The sequence below is a fragment of the Acidisarcina polymorpha genome (genome assembly GCF_003330725.1).
GTDB lineage: Bacteria > Acidobacteriota > Terriglobia > Terriglobales > Acidobacteriaceae > Acidisarcina > Acidisarcina polymorpha.
Map to the genome: position 1 here is coordinate 3,910,430 of NZ_CP030840.1, position 19,165 is coordinate 3,929,594.

Consider the following 19,165-nt stretch of genomic DNA (forward strand, 5'->3'; position numbering starts at 1 on the left):
ATTCATTGACACTTTGCACGATTCAGTATCGAGGAATATGCGGATCCTGATGATTAATACGTTGTACCCGCCATTTCAGGTTGGAGGAGCGGAGAAGTCAGTCTCACTCCTTGCGGAAGCCCTCGTCCGTTCTGGCGATGAGGTCTCCGTCATCACTCTGCATCCCGAAAAAACGACGGTGGTGGAGGAAAAAAACGGAGTGCGCCTCTACCGCGTGCCTCTGTATAACCGGTTCTGGCCATTCGCACGCAAGGAAAAACGGAATGTACTCCTGCGTCAGTTATGGCATACCAAGGACATGTGGAACCGGGAGGCTGCGAGGGAAGTAGGCCGAATCCTCGATGAAGTCAAGCCAGATGTAGTTCATGTCAATAACCTCCTTGGCTTCTCGGTTGCGGTCATGAAAGAAATCAAGAAGAGAAAGATACGTCTCGTGCATACCTTGCGCGACTACTGGATGTTATGCCCGAAGTGTACGATCTTCCGCAATGGGACCACCTGTGAAAAGCGCTGTCTCGACTGCAAGGTGATGAGCATCAATCGGAAGCCCGCCTCGCAATGGGCGGACGCGGTTGTCTCGAACAGCGACTATGTGCTGAAACAGCATAAGAAGCACGGATACTTCAAAAACGTTCCCTCGTCCGTGGTCTATAACATCGCCGACACGAACATGCAGATAACGCCTTTAGAGAGAGACCCAGAGGACAAGACACTCATCTTTGGATTTATCGGCAGGATCGAGGCGGAAAAGGGCATCGATGTTGTGCTCGAGGCGACGAGCAAGTTGTCGAATCCGAACTGGCGGCTTCGAATCGCGGGCAGCGGCTTGGATACTTATGTCGCCAATCTGAAGCGGAGGTTTACCGATCCGCGCATCGAATGGCTAGGATTCGTCACTGCCCCCGCGTTTTATTCCTCCATCGACGTAAGCCTCATTGCGTCGGTGTGGGCTGAGCCGCTCCCGCGAACGCTGATTGAGACGTTTGCGGCAGGCAAGAGCGCAATCTGCGCGCAATCGGGCGGCATTCCCGAGATTGCCTCGCTGGGCAAAGTGGTCGAAACCTATCCGCCGCGTGACTCTCAAGCTCTTGCTTCGCTCATGGATCGCGCCCTTGGTGACGTTGATCGCTGGCGAACGGGAGGAGTTCTCGATCCCAAGTCGCTTGAAATCTTCAGCGAGTCAGCGATCACGGGCGGTTATCATGCCGTATATAAAGGCAGATAGAGCGCTGCGGAAATGCTCTCGATATTGCAATCAAGAAGGCAGTCTCGTAACGAAAACAAGAGTCACGGAGGATTTTTGTGGCGTATTTGGTGACAGGAGCGGCAGGCTTCATCGGATTTCATACCTCTCAGAAGTTGCTCGAACGGGGGGAACCGGTTATCGGAGTCGACGTCGTAAATGACTATTACGATCCCGCGCTGAAAGAAGCAAGGCTCGCCCTGCTCAAGAAATACCCGGCATTCACCTTTCATCGCGCCGACATCGCCGAGCGTGAAGACATGGAGAAGGTTGCCAGCCTGCATCCAGAGATCACGCGCATCATTCATCTTGCCGCGCAAGCGGGGGTTCGGTACTCTCTGATAAATCCTTACGCGTATACCCACTCCAACATCGACGGTCAATTGGTCATGCTGGAGCTGGCAAGAAATCTCAAGCAATGTGACCACTTCGTTTACGCGAGCTCCTCCTCAGTTTACGGTTCAAATGAGAAGCTGCCGTTTTCAATCGAGGATCGCGTCGATCATCCAGTTTCGCTCTATGCGGCGACCAAAAAGGCCGGCGAACTGATGGCGCACTGCTATAGCCACCTGTATCAAATTCCCAGTACCGGACTTCGCTTCTTCACCGTCTACGGGCCCTGGGGACGCCCAGACATGGCCGCTTTCCTCTTCGTCAAGGCCATTCTTGAAGGTAAGCCAATCAAGGTCTTCAACCACGGAGACATGCGCCGCGACTTCACTTTTGTCGATGACATCGTCGAAGGTATTCTTGCCGTTGCCAGCGGACAGCCTAGCGGAATGGCGGTACCCGCGAAGGTCTATAACATCGGGAACCATCGCTCGGAACCTCTACCGCGATTTATCTCGGTCATCGAGGAATCTTTAGGGTTAAAAGCCAACATTATCTATGAGCCGATGCAGGCAGGTGACGTAAAAGAGACCTTCGCGGACATCGATCCGCTTGTCAAAGACTATGGCTTCTATCCGAAGACGAGCATCGATGAGGGTATCCCCAAATTTGTAACTTGGTACCGGGAGTTTTATAAGGTTTAGGGCGCCTCTCTGAAAATCGCTCCAGTCAAGTAGTGATCTACTAGCTGGCCAAGGCAAGATACTCGGCTTCAATCCGATTGATCATGCTTTCGGTTGAGTAATCTCGAGTGATCTCAGCCAGCAGACGGAGCTGTTCCATGCGGTAGCCCTCGTTGTTCATGATTGACAGAACAATGGAAGCAATCTCATTTGCGTCAGGCGTGGAGGCAATGTTCATCGGCAGGCGCGAGCGCAGGATTGCTTCGGAACCGTAGTTGCTCGTGGCCACGATCGGAAGCATATCGGCGCAAGCCTCGATGAGGGTATACGGAAGCGCTTCGTACACGCTCGTGTGCACTACGACATCCATTTCGGGCAACGATGAGCTTGCCGGGATCCCGCCCCGCCAGTCGATCCGACCTGCAATTCCATAATGCCCGGCCAGCGTCTCCATCACCGTCTTCAAGGGACCGTCGCCGATGATGATGGCGTGGGCATCATGGCCGCGGCGCACGATCTCTGCTAAGACTTCGATAAACAGGAGCGGGTTCTTCTGGTAGACGAGCCGGCCTACAAAGCCCAGACACAATCGTCCTCGTTGTAGCTTGCGGCGCTCAAATATTTCCTCAAAATTAACACGGCTGATATCCAGTCCATTGGGAATGCAGCGCAACGCTTTACGATTGATCCCAATCGCCTCGGCATAACCCATCTCTGCGGGGGAGACCGTGATGACGCGGTCGTAGTCCTTGCTGTAGGCCCGTTCTACGCTGCGGAGGAGAGCATTCAACATCCGCGGAGACGCGGGATCCACGCCCCGATAGGAATGCGGGGTGTAGAGGCTTCCAATTACCTGGGAATGCAGCAGTGCCCCGATCAACCCTGCCTTGGTTGAATGGGCATGCAAGATGGTCTTTCCCAGCGCTCGTTTCAGGATGCTGGCGATGGCCGAATAAGCCCGCAGGTCGGCTAGGTGGGGAGCTCGACGCATCGGGACATACGTAATGTCCTGGGGATTGAACTGCGCAAGTTCTTCACAATATCGGGGCTCGATGCGCAAAGGCGAAAGCACCATGTGGACTTGCCATCCCCTCTGCCGCAGGCCCTTATAGAGATCGATGACATGGCGCATCACACCGCCAGCGGCTTCCGCCAACAGAATGATCGCCGTATCTTGATCTGGCATACCGACTCCCTCGAGACACACCTCTCCAGGCTCTTTGATTATAGAGGGGGCATCGCGGACGACTCCCTTTTATCCCCCTCTCACCCTTGACCGGCGTTCTGTTCTGGGAAACCGTGCTCCATCTTCTCGTTCAAAGGCGGCCATAGATTGGACCAAATTTGTGGAAAGCTCGAAACGGGGAGGCGCACGAGAGACCTGTTCAGAGTGGGATCGTAGCGGATCACCACTCCCCATAAAGACTCGATTCCTCCGTGGAATCAGCCCTGATTGACGCACCGTGTTTGAACTTGAAGCACTTCTATAACCATCGTGACAGGTAGGTCATCATCTCCTCTAACAACATCAATGATGAAGCTCAGCACCAACAAGCTTAATTATTTGTGTACATATAAGGATCTACCGGGACATATCAGCCTACCTAAGTAAAACTATGGACTTGTCATGCGGTGACTATGGTTCAAGCTTCGCTGGCATCATAAGGGATAAACTCAACTCAGGAGCTGTCTCATAACTGACTAACAGATTCATTGCACCAAATTCACGAAAAATGTCTTTCGAGGCTCCATCCATGCCACTTGGTTCTCCAAATACCCGTCGATTTACGAAATGGTCGTACTTTCCTATTTCGCTTACCCTATCTTCTCTAGCTTGGTTCATACCCGCTGCTATTGGGCAACCGACCGGGTACTGGCATACGAACGGAGCGCAAACGCTCGACAGCAGCGGTAAGCAGGTGCGCATAAGCGGCATCAACTGGTACGGCTTCGAAACAACCGACGAAGTTGTACATGGGCTAAGCAATCAAGACTACAAGGTCATATTAAGCACAATGTATAACATGGGCTATAACACTGTTCGATTGCCTTACTCCAATCAAATGGTAGAAAGTCCCGTGATCCCCTCGAGCATCGGCTACGCTAACTCAAGCGGACCCATCAATTCGGAGCTGAAGGGACAAAACTCCCTGCAGATCATGGACAAGGTGATCGCCGAAGCGGGCACTCTTGGATTGAAGGTCATCCTTGACAACCATCGCTCCGAGGCTGGGAACAGTGCCGAGTTCAATGGTTTGTGGTACACCAGCGCCTACTCTGAGACAAGTTGGATAGCCGATTGGAAGATGCTCGTCGCCCGCTACAGCGGCTATGTCGACGCGAGCGGCAATCCGACGTTAATCGGCGGCGATCTTCGCAACGAACCTCATTTCTACAACGGCGCGGGGAACGGCGCTTGCTGGACAGGTGATTCCAAGGCGGGCGGATGTCCCACCGGCAATGCAGCGCAGAACTGGCCGGCGGCGGCGACCCGGGCCGCCAACGCAATCTTGGCGATTAACCCAAATCTTCTCATCTTCGTCGAAGGCGTGGACTGCTATTCGGGTGATTGCGCTTTCTGGGGTGAAAACCTGGAAGGAGTGAAGAGCTATCCTCTCCAATTGAATGTTCCGCATCGGATTATCTATTCGGCCCACGATTACGGTCCGGCCGAATACGATCAGATCTGGTTCAATTCCACCACATCGAATCAGAGCCTGGACGCCGTATGGACCAAATTCTGGGCCTATATCTGCGTCGATGGGATTGCTCCGGTCTGGGTCGGTGAATTTGGTACGACCAACGACGCGGCATCAGCAGAGAGCAGTGTTCCGGGAAGCGAGGGGCAGTGGTTTTCAAGCCTGGTGAGCTTTCTCGGGAATCAACCGCTTATCCACTGGAGCTATTGGGCACTCAACGGAGAAGATCATTACGGCCTGCTTGATGCTACTTACGATGCGATCCCGGCGAGTTCGCTCAAGCAGCAGCTTCTGTCTTCGATTCAATCGAAATTGTCGAGCGCTCCGCCGGGTTGTGGCGTCCTACCGGCAACTCCGCTTTCGCCTGTTGCGAAAGCGATCTCCTCGAGCAGCATCGGTCTCAGCTGGAGCGCTGTGGTTGTGCCGGCGAAGTGCTCGGTAACCTACTCCGTCTATCGCGGAGCTTCAGCTCAATTCGCTGTATCCTCAGCCACTCTGATTGCGAGCGGTGTCACCGCGCCGAACTACAGCGACGCTGCCCTACAGCCCAGCACGACTTACTATTATGCCGTTGAGGCGACAGATGCTGTGGGCGACTCGACGGCTTCTGCAAAGGCGAGTGCCTCAACCTTAGCCGCGTCTGTCTGCGGAGCGGTCCCCTCCAACCCGGGCGGTCTGGCTGCGCTGCCATTGTCTTCGACATCGATTGCTCTTAATTGGAAGACGGTGCCGGCGCCGGCAAATTGTTCGGTGAGTTACTCGGTCTTTCGCAGTAGTGCGAACGACTTTGCGCCGTCCTCGAGAAACCAGATCGTCGCTGGACTTTCAGGGTCGAGCTTTGCCGATACTGCATTGGCCGCATCCACCAACTACTTCTACGTCGTGAAGGCGGTCGACGGAAAAGGAGCTTCCGGAGCATCTCCAGAAGCGAGTGCTACTACCGCTAAGCCGTCGATAGGTGCGGAGTGCAGGGTCGTTTACACCATTGTTAGTCAATGGACGAACGGCTTTCAGGCCGCGATCGCAGTGACCAATACCAGCTCGACGGCGCTTCATGGATGGAAGCTCGCCTTTGCTTTTCCCGGGAGCCAGCAAGTCACCACTCTCTGGAATGCCAGCTACCTGCAGGTGGGCCAGGCAATCACGTTGACGGATGAGGGGTATAACTGGTCGATTGCTGCGGGAGCAACTTACAACGCTTTGGGATTGGTCGCAACTTATACTGGCATCAATTATTCTCCCGCTAACTTCTCACTCAATGGCAGTATCTGCACGGTACCCTGACCGGCTCGTCGTCATTGCCGCTTTCTACTGGAGAGGCTACGTGACCAACGTTACGTAGCCTCTTTAGCTTCGATGGCCGATGAAGGTATTGTTCGTGTGGCTTGCAAGAAGCTAGCGGCTTCTGGTTGGTTAAACAAATCTAACCATCGAGCACACAAAAGCCCAGAGATCAGCGCTTTCCTAGCGCTCTGCTTATGCTGCAGAAGCTTACTAACGATCGTGTTGCGGGTACTACAGCGATGGTTAACAGTAATTCACGTGCTTCTCAAATCTCTGGCCACGAGATTGCAAAGCCCTGGACATGGGCCATTTAGATCCTGAGCCAAGCTCTTGATACTAGCTTGAGCTGAGCTCATTCGCTCGGACGCCGCGGTTGAGAGGTGTCTGTAATCCGAAGGTTTTATTTGATTCGCTAAGGTAGAGCGTCATACAACTATGCCCTTCAAGAAGCGACCGTCTCCTACCGCCGACGTCCGGGAGAAAGACGTTGAGTCATTGTTTTCACGCGCGGGATTGATCGGCGCAAAATATCGGGTCTTCCCTCGGCGAGAAGCTGTGCTTGTATCCGTGCCGCCATGGGTGGGGCCGACTCTGCCGCGGCAAGCTTCGGCAGCCGTTTTCACGAAGCAGTCAGTACCGGTACCGGACGGGACGTCGCCGTCAGGAGCGCCCCAGCCGGCCACTTCCCCAGCGTTCAGATGGAGTTCGCTACGACGCATCTTTGACGGCAGATTACCGGAAAGTGATGGACATCGTATTGCGGGTTCAGGGCTCAAGTTGGCGATCCTTTCTCTTGCTGGAGGGGCTGGGAAGACTACACTGGCCGTAACGCTGGCGCGAACCCTAAGCGGACTTCAGCACCGGGTGCTCTTGGCCGAAGGCGGCCTATTTCCGGCAATCCCAATCCACTTTGGCTCATCTGGTGAGCGGTTCGGTCTCCTGCGTTTCTTTTATCCCCCATGCGGCATGAGCGGGTTCCCGGTAGGTCTGTTTCAACTGCCACTTGCCGAAGCAGACAAGACCGAATGGAGCCGCCTTCTGGAACAAGTCGAGGCGAGCGAGAGCGTTTTGTTGATGGATGTTCCCACCCTTCAGTGCGCCGGGCTGACGGAGCTTGTTACGTGCGCGACTCATATTCTGGTCCCGATCACCCCCGACGTGGGTTCGATTGCGAGCTTGGATTTGCTCAGGAATATGCTTATCGACCGGCCCAGCGCAGATGTTCAGGTCTACTTCTTGATCAACCGTTTCGACCCCACCCGGCCTCTGCATCATGAAATCAGGCACGGCTTGACGAAAAAGCTTGGAGATCGTCTGCTGCCCTTCGTTGTGCAGGAAGATCCCGAAATCGCCGAAGCTGCCGCCAACGGCATGACAATTGTTGATTATCGCTCCGGCTCTCCGGCAGTTCGGGATATGAACGCGCTCGCCGAATGGGCCGAGCAATTGCCACAGCCGATCGCACCGGCCGAAATGGTAGGCGCCGGATGATAGTGCGGGAACTTTCTTCTCCACGACCCAAGGAGTCCTCCCGGTCGCTTCTCGCTCGACTCGGGCAGACCGGCGGCCTGCTGGTGATTCTGCTGACGATTTTGCTGGCGGCGTCGCTCCCCATGTCCTGGCAGCAGCAGGCGGCATTTGCCGCAGTCTTGGTCGGCGCTGGGATGTTGCTCAGCCGGTTCTCCCGCGGCAGGCATGCGGTTTATCTTCTTGTCCTGCTTTCCGCCTCTGCGACGGCCCGATATGCCTGGTGGCGGATCGGCGCGCTGATCCATTACTTCGCCAGCCCGTGGACGCATATCGATCCCTGGAATGCGGCTGCCATGCTGCTGCTGATCGGCGCGGAGATGTACTCATTCGCGATCCTCTATCTGGGCTTTGTGCAGACGATTGCGCCTTTGCGACGTCCGCCAGTGCTGCTCCCCGAGGATCTTGCCGAGTGGCCGACAGTTGACATCATGGTGCCTACCTACAACGAACCACTTGATGTGGTCCGCTATACCGTACTCGCTGCCCAGGAGATTGATTGGCCACGGGAGAAGATCGAGGTCTACCTGCTCGATGATGGCAACCGGGAAGAATTTCGCGCCTTTGCCGAGGCAGCAGGGGTTCGCTACATCGCCCGCGTCGAACATAACCATGCGAAAGCAGGCAACATCAATCACGCACTGGCAAAAAGCTCTGGCGAGCTTATCGCTATCTTCGATTCCGATCACATTCCCACTCGTTCTTTTCTGCAAGTGACGGCTGGCTGGTTTCTGCGGGATCGGAAGCTTGGAATGCTGCAGACGCCGCACCATTTTTATTCTCCGGACCCGTTCGAGCGAAACCTCGGCCACTTTCGGCAGATTCCCAATGAAGGAGAGCTCTTTTACGGCATCATCCAGGACACGAACGATCTTTGGAATGCGACTTTTTTCTGCGGTTCCTGCGCGGTGCTTCGTCGTGCCGCGCTTGACGAAGTCCATGGAATCGCCCACGAAACGGTGACTGAAGACGCTCATACCTCTTTCCGCATGCATAAAGCGGGCTGGAATACCGCTTATATCAACCTCGTCCAGTCAGCCGGTCTGGCAACGGAGAGTATCGGCGACCACATCAAGCAGCGGGTCCGCTGGGCGCGCGGGATGGCGCAGATTTTGCGCATCGACAATCCGCTTTTCGCCAGAGGACTTAAGCTTCCTCAGCGCCTGTGCTATTTCAACGCAATGGCGCACTTCTTCTACGCGCTGCCGAGGCTTATCTTCCTCACCTCCCCGATCTGTTATCTGGTTTTTGGAAAGCTAAATATACCAGGCTATTGGCTCACGATTTTGGTCTTTGCCCTGCCCCACCTGGCGATGGCGACGATCACGAACTCCCGCATCCAGGGGGAAAAGCGGCATTCCTTCTGGAATGAAATTTACGAGACGGTGCTCTCCCCCTATATTTTGCTGCCAACAATGCTTGCGTTAATCTCGCCTAAACTGGGCAAGTTCAACGTCACTGCTAAAGGGCAGAGCAAGCAAGACGATTCCTTCGACCACACGATGGCCGCCCCGTTCCTGGTCCTTCTCAGCCTGAACGTGCTCGCGGTAGCGATGGCGGTGCCACGGCTTCTCTACTGGGATCCAGGGCATCGGGGAACGATCGCGATGAATCTCTTCTGGACATGCTTCAACATTGCGGTGCTTGGCGTGACGCTGTCGGTCTGTTGGGAAAGCAAGCAACGGCGTACGGCGGTCCGGATCACCACCCCGGTGCCAGTGCACCTCGAGTGCGCCGGGCGATCCTGCCTGGCTGTAACCGAGGACATATCGGTTGGAGGGGCTGCCGTGCTCGCCAAGGGAGAGTGGTCGGTTGGCGACGAGGTACGAATCTCCTTTCCAGAAGAAGACGATCAGTCGCCGCTCACTGCCCATGTGGTGCTGGTCTCTGCCACCGGGATCAGTCTCGAGTTTGATTCGAAGACGATCGAAGACCAGCGGCTCATTACTCGGGTCATCTACTCGCGCGCCGATCGGTGGCTGAATTGGAGCGACGTGCGTGCTCGGGACAATCCAGTGCGCAGCCTTTACCAGGTCGCATTGTCGTCGCTGGGCGGATTTGGCAAGATGCTTCGCCTCAGTTCTGGCGGAGGTGACAAGAACGAGCTCCGCGAACCTGCTTTTAGCCGCAACATCGCCATGCTCGTTCTACTGATTTCCATGCTTTTATTAGCCTATTGGAAAGTGAACGCGGAGCCCCTCCCGTCCGCCAACAGCCAGCATGCTCGAACGACGTTTTCGCATCCCAGCGAAGTTGCGAACTTTCAGTTCTCCCTGGGCTCGTTGGCGGGCAGGGATGGCATCCTTCTCAATCACAATCATCCCAGCCAGACGATTGCCGTAGATCTACCTGCGACGGCATTGGTTGAGAGCGGCGAACTTCGTTTAAAGTATGGTCTCCCGGAGGGAAGCAAGGGTGGCCTGACAACATTCGACATTCTCTTAAATGAGCTGCCTCTGGCATCGATTACCCCGACGATGCAGGATGTAGCCAATCGCGGGGGAGAAGTCGAAATCCCGCTCCCCGCCGACCAACTTATTCGCGAAAACAGGATTACCATCCGGCTCGCCTCCGGCGGAGATGGGGCTTGCGGCGAAGTGGCTGCGGCGGGAGGCGCTCCGATCCGCATCGACCCGGAGACCCGAATCTCTCTTGAGGCTCGTCGTCTGGCGACGGCTGACGACCTCAGTCTCCTTCCGGAGCCGTTCCTGGAAAAGTCAGTCAGTGTGCCGCTGTCGCTACCCTTTGTCTTCGCCGAGGCGCCTGAGCTGGTGACGCTAGAAGCGGCTGGTGTGCTCGCCTCCTGGGCGGGATCCGAGGTGTATAACAGTGCTTCGAAGTTCCCGGCCCAGATGGCGTCAATTCCCGCCGGCAATGCGGTGGTCCTGCTCGTCGGAGACCAGCGCATCGTTGGCCTCTCCACCCCGCCTGCGAGCCGGGCGAGCGTCTCGGTGGTGTCCAATCCGGTTGATCCCCTGGCCAAGCTCCTGGTTCTACACGCCGATTCGCCGGCAAGCCTGCTTGAACTGGTGCAGGCCCTCGTGCTCGGTCAAATTGCGCTTAGCGGTCAAAGCGCCTCCGTTGGAGGCGTGGTTCTTCCCGGTCGCAGGGCGCCGAACGACGCCCCCCGGTGGATCCATGCCGATAGAGTGATGTTGAGTCAACTCGCGGGGACCGAGCACATTCAGGTAGAAGGCTCGAATCCTCTGAACTTCTACCTGCACTTTGCCCCGGACTTCAACTTCGGAAACCGAAAGGACATGTACCTCCACCTTACTTATTCAACCGGCAGTCAGCGGTTGGATCGTCTCGGACCGCGCTCCAACATTGAGGTTCGCCTGAATGGCAATCCTGCCGACAGTGTCCCGCTGACTGAAGGAGCGGCCGGTGCCGTCAATATACCGTTGGGCGACCTACCTGCCGCGGTCTTTGCCAATACCATGCAAATCCAGTTCTACGCCGTACCACGTTCGAACAACGCCTGTGGCGACATCCATTTCTCCGCCACGGTCGCAGATAACTCGTTTCTTGACATGGGCGGCGCTGCCCATCTCGCCTTTCTGCCCGACCTGCTGCTGTTCGCGAATGCAGGGTTCCCATTTACCCGGTTCGCCGACCTTAGTGAAACGGCGGTCCTCCTTCCTGCGTCCCCGAGCGTGTCTGAAATTACTCTGTATCTGGACTTGATGGGTCACTTCGGTGCGCAGACAGGCCTTTCCGCCCTCCGGGTGCAGGTTGGCTCGATCGGCAATGAGATTGAGAGCTCGAACAAGGACTTGCTTGTACTCGGCACTTTTGAGGATCTTGCCGCGATGCATCAGTCTCTGTTGCACCCTCCCCTCCGCCTGTACGGAGGATCCTGGTCGCTCTCCATTCGGGCCCGAATCGCGCAAAAAGTCGAATCATGGCTGCATCCAGGAGCGGCGAGTCTCTTCAATCTCGAGGACAACGCCCATCCAGACGGTGTGATCGAAGGCATCCGCTCGCCTTACAGCGGAGAACGAAGCATAGTTTTCATCCTAGGGAAAGACGATGCCGCACTGGATCCCATGACTTCTGAGCTGATGGCGCAGCTTCCGCATGACAGCATTCACGGCAATGTAAGCATTTGGGAGGGCGCCAGCTTCGGGAGTTATCTCCTGGTAGCACCCGGCTATGCAGTTGGCGACTCCTCTCCGCTTGAACGGCTGCGGCTTCTTCTTCCCCAGTATCCGTTGACGGTCGCGCTTGCTTTGCTGTTGTTGTGTTCGCTCTTCGCCATCTGGATCCAGATCTGGATCGGGCATCGCGTCTGGTCGCGGCTTGTTTTTCAAGCCGACGAGAGTGGGCTTGGGGACTCGCGAGCTAGAGCCGACTAGGAAGAGTCTGGCCGCACACAGTGCACTTGAATGGTCAAGCGATGGTATCAGGGCGGCACATGACCCGATCAGCAAGACAGACACAGCCGTTCGGAAAGCAGGGATCTACAGTGACGAAAAAAATAAACTGGACGTCCGTCTTGGCGGCCCTCGGCTGTGGGCTTGCTTCGCCCGCTTGCTTGATTGAGTACGGTCTGGCGCAGACTACGATCCTGAAGGTGGACCCTTCAGTGAACACGCCCCAGCAAATCAGGACACGTCAGGAAATTGCCAAAGAGCCAACCGGGGCCCAGGAGCTGGTGGCTCGCGCGCGGGGTCTCGATGCCCAAGGCAGGCATGAACTCGCCGCCGCTAACTGGCGGCAGTTGCTGTTGATCGAACCTCGGCACGCGGAGGCACTGTCCGCTCTCGCGGCTTATTACAATTCGATCGGTGACAGCGTTCATGCCCGTACTTTGGAGCGAGAACTCGGTTCGACGGGAATCGGCGCTTCGGCCGGCACCATTAAAGACGCCGCGAGCGCCACTGACCCTCGCCTGCAACAAGCGTCTAGGCTAGCCGTCAGCCATCATTATGCGGAGTCGATCGCCCTCTACCGGCTCATCTTCGGCGTCGTTCCTCCAGCGGGCTCCTGGTCGATCGCCTACTATGAGACAGAAGCGGCACTGCCCGAGGAACTTGCTTCGGCAATCGCCGGCTTGCGCTCCTTAACCGTCAAGTATCCCCAGGATCCAGCGTATAAGTTGTCCCTCGGAAAATTGCTTACCTACCGGCCAGCCACACGCCTCGAGGGCGCTCGCATGCTGGCTGATCTGCACGGCTCAGCTAGCCAAAATGAGCAGGCCCGCAGTGCTTGGCGTCAGGCAATTCTTTGGGACCTTTCGGGGCCGGCTGCTGGTGAGACAGCTCAGCAATACCTCGCCCGCTTTGCTGACGCAGAGCTCGCTAGCAGCCTTCAATCGGCCGCAATCCATGTTCCCAAACCGGATCAAGAGGTCCATTCGCCGTTAGAAGGCGAGGCCTACAAGGCGCTTACGGCCGGGGATCTTTCCACGGCAAAGGGAAAGTTCTCCGCCTTGCTGGCCTCGCGCGGCCTGGCCGCGAAGGCTAGAGTGGGACTCGGCTATGTCGCCATGCAGGAGCAGGACTTTAGCACAGCAGTTGAGGACTTTAATCAAGCCCGGGCATTGGGCCTGAGAACGTCCGCACTCGAAAAAGCGCTCAAGAGCTCCCGCTTTTATGCTGCGATGGCAGAAGGCAACAAGGCGTCGACCGGGAAGGATTTCGAGGCGGCGGCAGCCGCTTTTGTCCGGGCCCGGCAGATCGATCCACAACGGCTCGATGCGGTGGAGGCCCTGGCTCGCTGCCTGGCCGCGGCGGGGAAGCCGAGCCAAGCAGAAGTGCTCTTCGCTGAGCTGAACAAGCGCAACCCCGAAGATCTGGATGCATGGGTAGGCTGGTTCGATACGTTGCTGGCGGCCGGAGACGCGCAACGAGTCCTCAAGGAACAAGCCAAGTTTCAGCCGCCTCTTCGCCAAAACCTTGAACAGCGAGTCGACTACCTCGCCATTCTCTTCTCTGTTCACCGATCCCTCGGGGAAGAAGGGAATGCGCAGCGATCGGTGGATAGGATTCAAGATATCGCCAACCGTACGAACGCTTTGCCCGCCGCCCCGCAATCGATCGCCGCGCAGTTGCGGGCTGCTGACCTCCTCATGCAGCAAGGCTACGCCGGACTCGCGGCCCAACTATGCCGCAAAGCTCTCGAGCTCGATCGGGGAAACCCACCCGCCTGGGAGACGTTGTTCCGCGCTGCACACGCCTCGGGCGACGATGTGACAGCCGTCAGCATTGCGGAGCGGATGCCGGCCGCGGTTTATCAAGTGGCCATGAACGATCCTGAGTTCCTGATGACGATGGCGGAGATTGAGCAGGATCGTAAGCAATTTGACCAGGCTGCGAAACTACTGGAGCAGGTGCGCTCAAATGCTGGAGAGGTCTTCACCGCAACTCCGCGCTTTCAACTGCGTTTGGCCTCCCTCGAACTCGCTCGCGGTAATTATGCTGGCGCGTATAACAGCTATCGCGAAGTGGCTTCGGAATACCCCGGCCAACTCGAGGCCTGGTCAGGCATGATGGAGTCGCTCCACCAGGGAAAGCGCGACCGGGAGGCTTTAGCGTGGATCGCAAAAATTCCTGGAGATGTGAGAGCCTCGCTGGGCATTGACGCCCCCTTTCTGCAGGTGCTTGCGTCGATCTACAGCGAAGCCGGCTATCCTCGCCAGGCGATCGAATCGTTACGGGCGGCCTCTTCTCTTTACCAGCACGGGGGGCAAATGGTTCCCGCCGGAGTCGATATTCAAATGGCGTGGCTATTGCTCAACCAGGGCGATAAGCGCGGGTTAGCTACGATCCTCAACCGTCTCGCCAACTCTGCCTCTCTCGAAGAGGGCCAGAAGCTCGATGTAGAGAATATATGGGTAACCTGGAGTGTGCGCCGGGCGGAGGCTGACTACGCAGCGAACGATGGACATAAGGGGCTCGCAGTTCTTCAGGATGCCCGTGATGCCTATCCCGAGAACATTACTCTGCGTAGAGAAGTCAGTTCGATGTACGTGCGTACGGGTAATCCCGGATTGGCGGTAAAGATCTATCAGGGCATGCAGTGGGATGGCGCGCAAGTTGAAGATTACGCGAGCGCCATCGATGCCGCGCTTGCGGCCCACCAGCTTCTCGTGGCCGACCATTGGCTTCAGGATGGGATCGATCACTTCCCTGGCAACGATCAGTTACTGGAGATTGGCGCGCGGCTGGAGGAACACCGGGGCGATATCAAGAAAGCCAAGCAGTATCTACGAACGGTCATCGATAACAGCCACTCAGCCGGCGACCCCAGCAGCGGCTCCATTTCTCTTTCCCCATTTCGATTTCCGGCTTCCGATTCTGATGATGGTCTTGCCCCTTCTCGAGGTACGGGGAGAGCGCTAACGGCAATTCTTGGCGCTTCCGCGGCGACTCCGGTTGGATCGGACGGGACGATGGCGCTGTCGAATTCTGTTGGTAGCAGACTCCGTCAAATGCCCACATTAGCGGACCCTTTGTTAACCTCTCAGCGGCCGGTACCAAAGCTTCCGGCAACCACCCCGCGCAACCTGAAGGATGATGATCACGCGTCATCCAAGAGCCTCGGCGCCGCAGTCCAAGCGACCGTTGACTTACCCGCATGGCCGTTGCGAATGACCTTCGCGCGCTCCGGACCGGAGACGCGGCGGCCATCCTTGCAGGACCCGGGCTACGCGGCTGGGCAACTTGCAGAGGCTACTTTTTCGCTTCTGGCCATGCGCTCGGCCGACGAGCGTGAGCCTGCCATTCGCCGTCTCAGGGATGTTGTTCTGGCCGAATGTCCGTGCCGCAATCGATGCGGAGCCGCGACAAAAGACTTCAGACCCGGCCTCCGGTGATCCGATTCGTTCCTTCGGAATGGATGTGCCGTTGAGTGAAGGATTAAATGCAGACGGCGTCGCGGCCGTACAGCGAGCTTCCGATCAACTCGCTACTCTCGAGAGCCGTTACAGCCCTTATACCGGAGGGAGCGGGTATCTCGATAGCCATACCGGAACGCGAGGCTTCGATCGACTTCAGCGCTTCGAGGCTGACCTTGAGAGCAGTTCCGTCTTCGGCGATTCGGTTCGCTTCACGGTGGCCACTCACCCGGTGTTGCTTGAATCTGGCATCCCGGATGCCAGCTCGAATTATCATTTCGGCTCGACTTCGCGCAGTGCCGGCACTCCTGCTCGGCTCACTACCGCGACGACCGGCAACCCTCTGCCGACGGTCGATCAATTCGCCGCCGGCTATGGCGGAGAGTTGCAGATCGCCTCCAGGCTTGTTCAAGGCAGCGTCGGCTACTCGCCTTACAATTTTCCGGTTGCCCACGCCTTGGGCAGCCTCGCGGCGCAACTGGGAAGCCTGCCCGTCTCCTTGCGTGCCTACCGTGAGCCGGTTATGGACACGCTGCTCTCGTATGCAGGGATCAAGGACCTAAATTCCGGCGTGATCTGGGGTGGTGTCGTGGCCACCGGGGGATCGCTCAGGCTTGCCAGTGGAACGGGATTGTCCGGGTTCTATGCCTCGATCGATGGCCAGGAGTTGACCGGGCGGAATGTGAGCAGCAATACCAAGATCGACGGCGGCGCCGGTGCTTACTTTCAGGTCTTCAGAGACCAGAACGGGGCGCTGAAAGTCGGCGTCAATCTCACCGCAATGCACTACGACCACAACGAGCGATATTTCACCTTTGGCCAGGGCGGCTACTTCAGTCCGGCTTCTTTTCTGCTGATGAATGCACCCATCACCTGGGAAGGCGCCACTAGCAATAACGTTTCGTACCTGCTCAATGGAAGCCTTGGTATCCAGAGCTTCCAGGACAGTGCGGCACAGGCCGGATCTCTCATCGCCGGCACGGGCGTGCAATCGGTCACCGGCGCCAGCTATGACTTCCATGCTCGAGTCGCATACCACCTCAATCAACACTGGATTGTGGAAGGTTTTGTCGATGCGAATAATGCGCGCGACTATAACAACGCTGCTGGAGGATTTGGGGTCCGCTATGTGATGCGTCCGCTGCCGCTGAATGGTGGTCCGACAGGCTTGGCCGACGAACGAGTCGTTCGCACGTTAGAAATTCCTTAAGGAGAAATACCCTAAGAAGAAATCCCCATAGAGGGTGCCCGGAGGGCAGGCAATAAGTCGCCCGGCAAGCAACCAAGCCATTTCGTCTTGCTCCTTTATTCGATCTGTGGCTGCTTCACCCATGAGAAATGGCGTCCGAGAATGGCTTTGATGATCCAGCGATCGGTCGCTGCGGTTGGGCCAATACCCGCTCCGATATTAATTTCCCATTTCGGGGAGACATTCAAATCGGTGACAACAAAGATCTGCTGCTGCTGGTTGTGAAGCGAGTAGAAGTTTCCCAGACGTCCATAATCCGCGTAGTACTCAATGCCACCGCTGACCAACTTGGTGAAGTCGTATCCGACCTTCACGGCGGGAGAAAAACCGACGCCTTGCGCAACGTCCGGCCCATGCCAGGTTCGCTCCAGCGCAGGATTCACAGCGAAATACCACCGGCCTAAGGATTTATCGATAATCGGACGTATTTCCCACGTCCAAGTGTCCGGCGAGTAAATTGCCCGCTGGTAGCCGACTTCGGTCGACAGACTGACGCCTATCGGCCAATGCCAGGAATCCGGCACTCGGACTCGAGGACGAATATGGTCCCCAACCCATTGCCAGCCGTGCCCATCCTGCAGGCTAGTAAAGACATAGAAGCCAACCTCGGACCAGTCATTGATGCCCTGAGTGATTTCCAAGGTCTCGTGTTCCTGGTGATTCGTGGGGTAGACGCCGTCGACGGTCGGAAAGGGCGCGTTCGCGGGTAGCATCTGTCCCACGGCGGTGAAGTTGGAATGCAACTCTACCATTGTGCTTTTCGGTTCAACGGTAGCGGCGCCATAGACCTGAATCTCGTAGTTCCCCTGAGCGTGTGCGGAAGCAGCACAAAATAGTCCCAGCAATAAGCTGACTGGCCACCATTTGGCCGGGAAACGGCGACACCACTCGCGAAGCTCTTTATGCATAACGAAATAGCATCATGAAGCCAAGGTCCATGTGATTTTGTTGATGGCAGTGAAAGAGCGTCATGCCGGGATTGTTCGCAGTGAACTCAACATCCACCCGGCTTTGAGCATCCACTAAGATCACATCTTTGATGATGCCTCTTACCTTTGCGTCGCTGCCCGGGCCATTGCCAGGCAGGCTCCGAACCTCGAAGCTGTGGCGGTGTAAGTGGACGGGGTGGTCATCGTTGCTCCGATTGATGAACTGGAGCCGGTAGCGCTGTCCTTGATGGAGTGTCAAGGTATCTGTGTTCGGGAAGGGCTTTCCGTTGATCATCCAATGGTCGGGGGCGCCATGGCCTGCAAATTTAGACTCGAAGATGAGCGGGACTTCGATTAGCTGTTCCCCGGTTGCCGATGATGAGACCGGTGCCGAAAACTGTCCATAGTTCCAATCGAGCGAATGCGGTTGCTGCCAGATTGGTTTGCCGCTGCTTCCCGAATATTCCACCACAATCCCCATACCCGCCGACTGAATGTGCTTTCTTACCTCGCCGAGCACCCATATGCCTGGGTTCTTCATTTCGACAAGGGCACAGACCCGTTCGGCGGGAGCTAAACGCAACATCGAAACGGTCTGGGTTTTTGGCACTGGATTGCCATCGAGTGCAATCACCTGAAATTCGTGCCCGGGAAGCGCGAGCCAATGCGCATCGGTAGGGCTGGAGTTCAGGATATGCAGGAGGACGCGCTCGCCCTGCTTCGCCCGAAGCGGCTCGCTGAAGCCGAGCATTTTTCCGTTAATGGTCGAAAAGTTATACGCCGGGTTCATCGACCCGTCGCCGCTACTCAACATCTGGCCGTCCCAGTCATGGAGCGCGAGAAAGAACTCCCGGTCATAGCGGGCGGGATTCTCACGCGGCTCGATCAACAAGAATCCATGCTGTCCAGTATATTGGCCCTTCTTGAGGTCATTTCCGGCAAAGACGTGGGTGTGATACCAGCGGAAACCAGCCGGACGCGGAGTGAAGGTGTAGCGCGCGTTTGCACCCGCCGGAATGGGATTGGTGCCTTCTTCCATCGCACCGTCGACATCCGGCGGCAGAAAGAGCCCATGCCAGTGAACTACTTCTTCCGATCCAGTTTGATTGGTTACCTCAATGGTGACTGGCTGCCCTTCCTTGAAGCGCAACAGGGGTCCCGGAACTTGTTGATTGTAGGCGGTGGTCTTGACGGAGTGTTTAGCGGAGATTTGCAGAGAATATGGAGCAATATCCAGGGTGTAGTCTGCCGCACTGAGAGGGTGAGCGCAAAGCGGCAGCCCGGATGCAGCGGCGGCCACGCCGCTCAGTTTCAGAAAATCCCGCCGGGAGAACACTCGTCGATGGTACCAGCCGCTAATGACCGAGTTGTCATCCGAAAG

General features: G+C 56.7%; 10 protein-coding genes. 7 read left to right on the forward strand and 3 right to left on the reverse strand.

From position 1 onward, the window contains the following. The first annotated feature begins 49 nt into the window (after positions 1 to 49). Positions 50 to 1,225, forward strand: a complete 1,176-nt coding sequence (locus tag ACPOL_RS16610; protein WP_161557402.1) for a glycosyltransferase family 4 protein — start codon at positions 50 to 52, stop codon at positions 1,223 to 1,225. Between the two features lie 77 nt (positions 1,226 to 1,302). Next, entirely contained in the window at positions 1,303 to 2,277 is a 975-nt protein-coding gene (locus ACPOL_RS16615; protein WP_114208042.1) for an NAD-dependent epimerase/dehydratase family protein, read from the forward strand. A gap of 40 nt (positions 2,278 to 2,317) precedes the next feature. On the opposite strand, the gene ACPOL_RS16620 is transcribed toward ACPOL_RS16615, so the two are convergent. Continuing rightward, positions 2,318 to 3,442 carry a glycosyltransferase gene (locus ACPOL_RS16620; RefSeq protein ID WP_114208043.1) on the reverse strand — a complete coding sequence of 375 codons (1,125 nt, stop codon included), beginning with the start codon at positions 3,440 to 3,442 and terminating at the stop codon, positions 2,318 to 2,320. Positions 3,443 to 4,010: 568 nt separating this feature from the next. Here ACPOL_RS16620 and ACPOL_RS16625 point away from each other — a divergent pair. The 5 genes from ACPOL_RS16625 to ACPOL_RS16645 all read left to right on the forward strand — a co-directional run bounded on the left by ACPOL_RS16625 (position 4,011) and on the right by ACPOL_RS16645 (position 16,816). Further along, complete coding sequence (locus ACPOL_RS16625) at positions 4,011 to 6,239, forward strand: cellulase family glycosylhydrolase (RefSeq protein ID WP_161557403.1); 2,229 nt, start codon at positions 4,011 to 4,013, stop codon at positions 6,237 to 6,239. Positions 6,240 to 6,674: 435 nt separating this feature from the next. Then, positions 6,675 to 7,730, forward strand: coding sequence for a cellulose synthase operon protein YhjQ/BcsQ (locus ACPOL_RS16630; protein WP_114208045.1), 1,056 nt, complete (start codon positions 6,675 to 6,677; stop codon positions 7,728 to 7,730). Between the two features lie 2 nt (positions 7,731 to 7,732). After that, a complete protein-coding gene (gene bcsA, locus ACPOL_RS16635; protein WP_161557404.1) occupies positions 7,733 to 12,124 on the forward strand; it encodes a UDP-forming cellulose synthase catalytic subunit in 4,392 nt (1,463 codons plus the stop codon). Positions 12,125 to 12,234: 110 nt separating this feature from the next. Beyond that, a complete protein-coding gene (locus ACPOL_RS16640) occupies positions 12,235 to 15,585 on the forward strand; it encodes a tetratricopeptide repeat protein (protein WP_161557405.1) in 3,351 nt (1,116 codons plus the stop codon). Between the two features lie 31 nt (positions 15,586 to 15,616). Continuing rightward, positions 15,617 to 16,816, forward strand: coding sequence for a cellulose synthase subunit BcsC-related outer membrane protein (locus tag ACPOL_RS16645; protein ID WP_161557406.1), 1,200 nt, complete (start codon positions 15,617 to 15,619; stop codon positions 16,814 to 16,816). A 95-nt stretch (positions 16,817 to 16,911) separates the two neighbouring features. Here the strand turns inward: ACPOL_RS16645 and ACPOL_RS16650 are convergent, their stop codons facing one another. Both ACPOL_RS16650 and ACPOL_RS16655 read right to left on the reverse strand, forming a co-directional pair. Continuing rightward, on the reverse strand, positions 16,912 to 17,763 hold the full coding sequence (locus ACPOL_RS16650; RefSeq protein ID WP_236656838.1) for a hypothetical protein: 852 nt from the start codon (positions 17,761 to 17,763) through the stop codon (positions 16,912 to 16,914). After that, complete coding sequence (locus tag ACPOL_RS16655) at positions 17,756 to 19,120, reverse strand: multicopper oxidase family protein (RefSeq protein ID WP_236656839.1); 1,365 nt, start codon at positions 19,118 to 19,120, stop codon at positions 17,756 to 17,758. Before ACPOL_RS16655 ends, ACPOL_RS16650 begins: the two co-directional genes overlap by 8 nt. Positions 19,121 to 19,165: the final 45 nt, after the last annotated feature.

Bases quoted from the DNA above. Each gene is read 5' to 3' on its own strand.
- ACPOL_RS16610 (WP_161557402.1), top strand. From the start codon at position 50: ATGATTAATACGTTGTACCCGCCATTTCAGGTTGGAGGAGCGGAGAAG.
- ACPOL_RS16620 (WP_114208043.1), bottom strand. From the start codon at position 3,442: ATGCCAGATCAAGATACGGCGATCATTCTGTTGGCGGAAGCCGCTGGC.
- ACPOL_RS16625 (WP_161557403.1), top strand. From the start codon at position 4,011: ATGCCACTTGGTTCTCCAAATACCCGTCGATTTACGAAATGGTCGTAC.
- ACPOL_RS16630 (WP_114208045.1), top strand. From the start codon at position 6,675: ATGCCCTTCAAGAAGCGACCGTCTCCTACCGCCGACGTCCGGGAGAAA.
- ACPOL_RS16650 (WP_236656838.1), bottom strand. From the start codon at position 17,763: ATGCATAAAGAGCTTCGCGAGTGGTGTCGCCGTTTCCCGGCCAAATGG.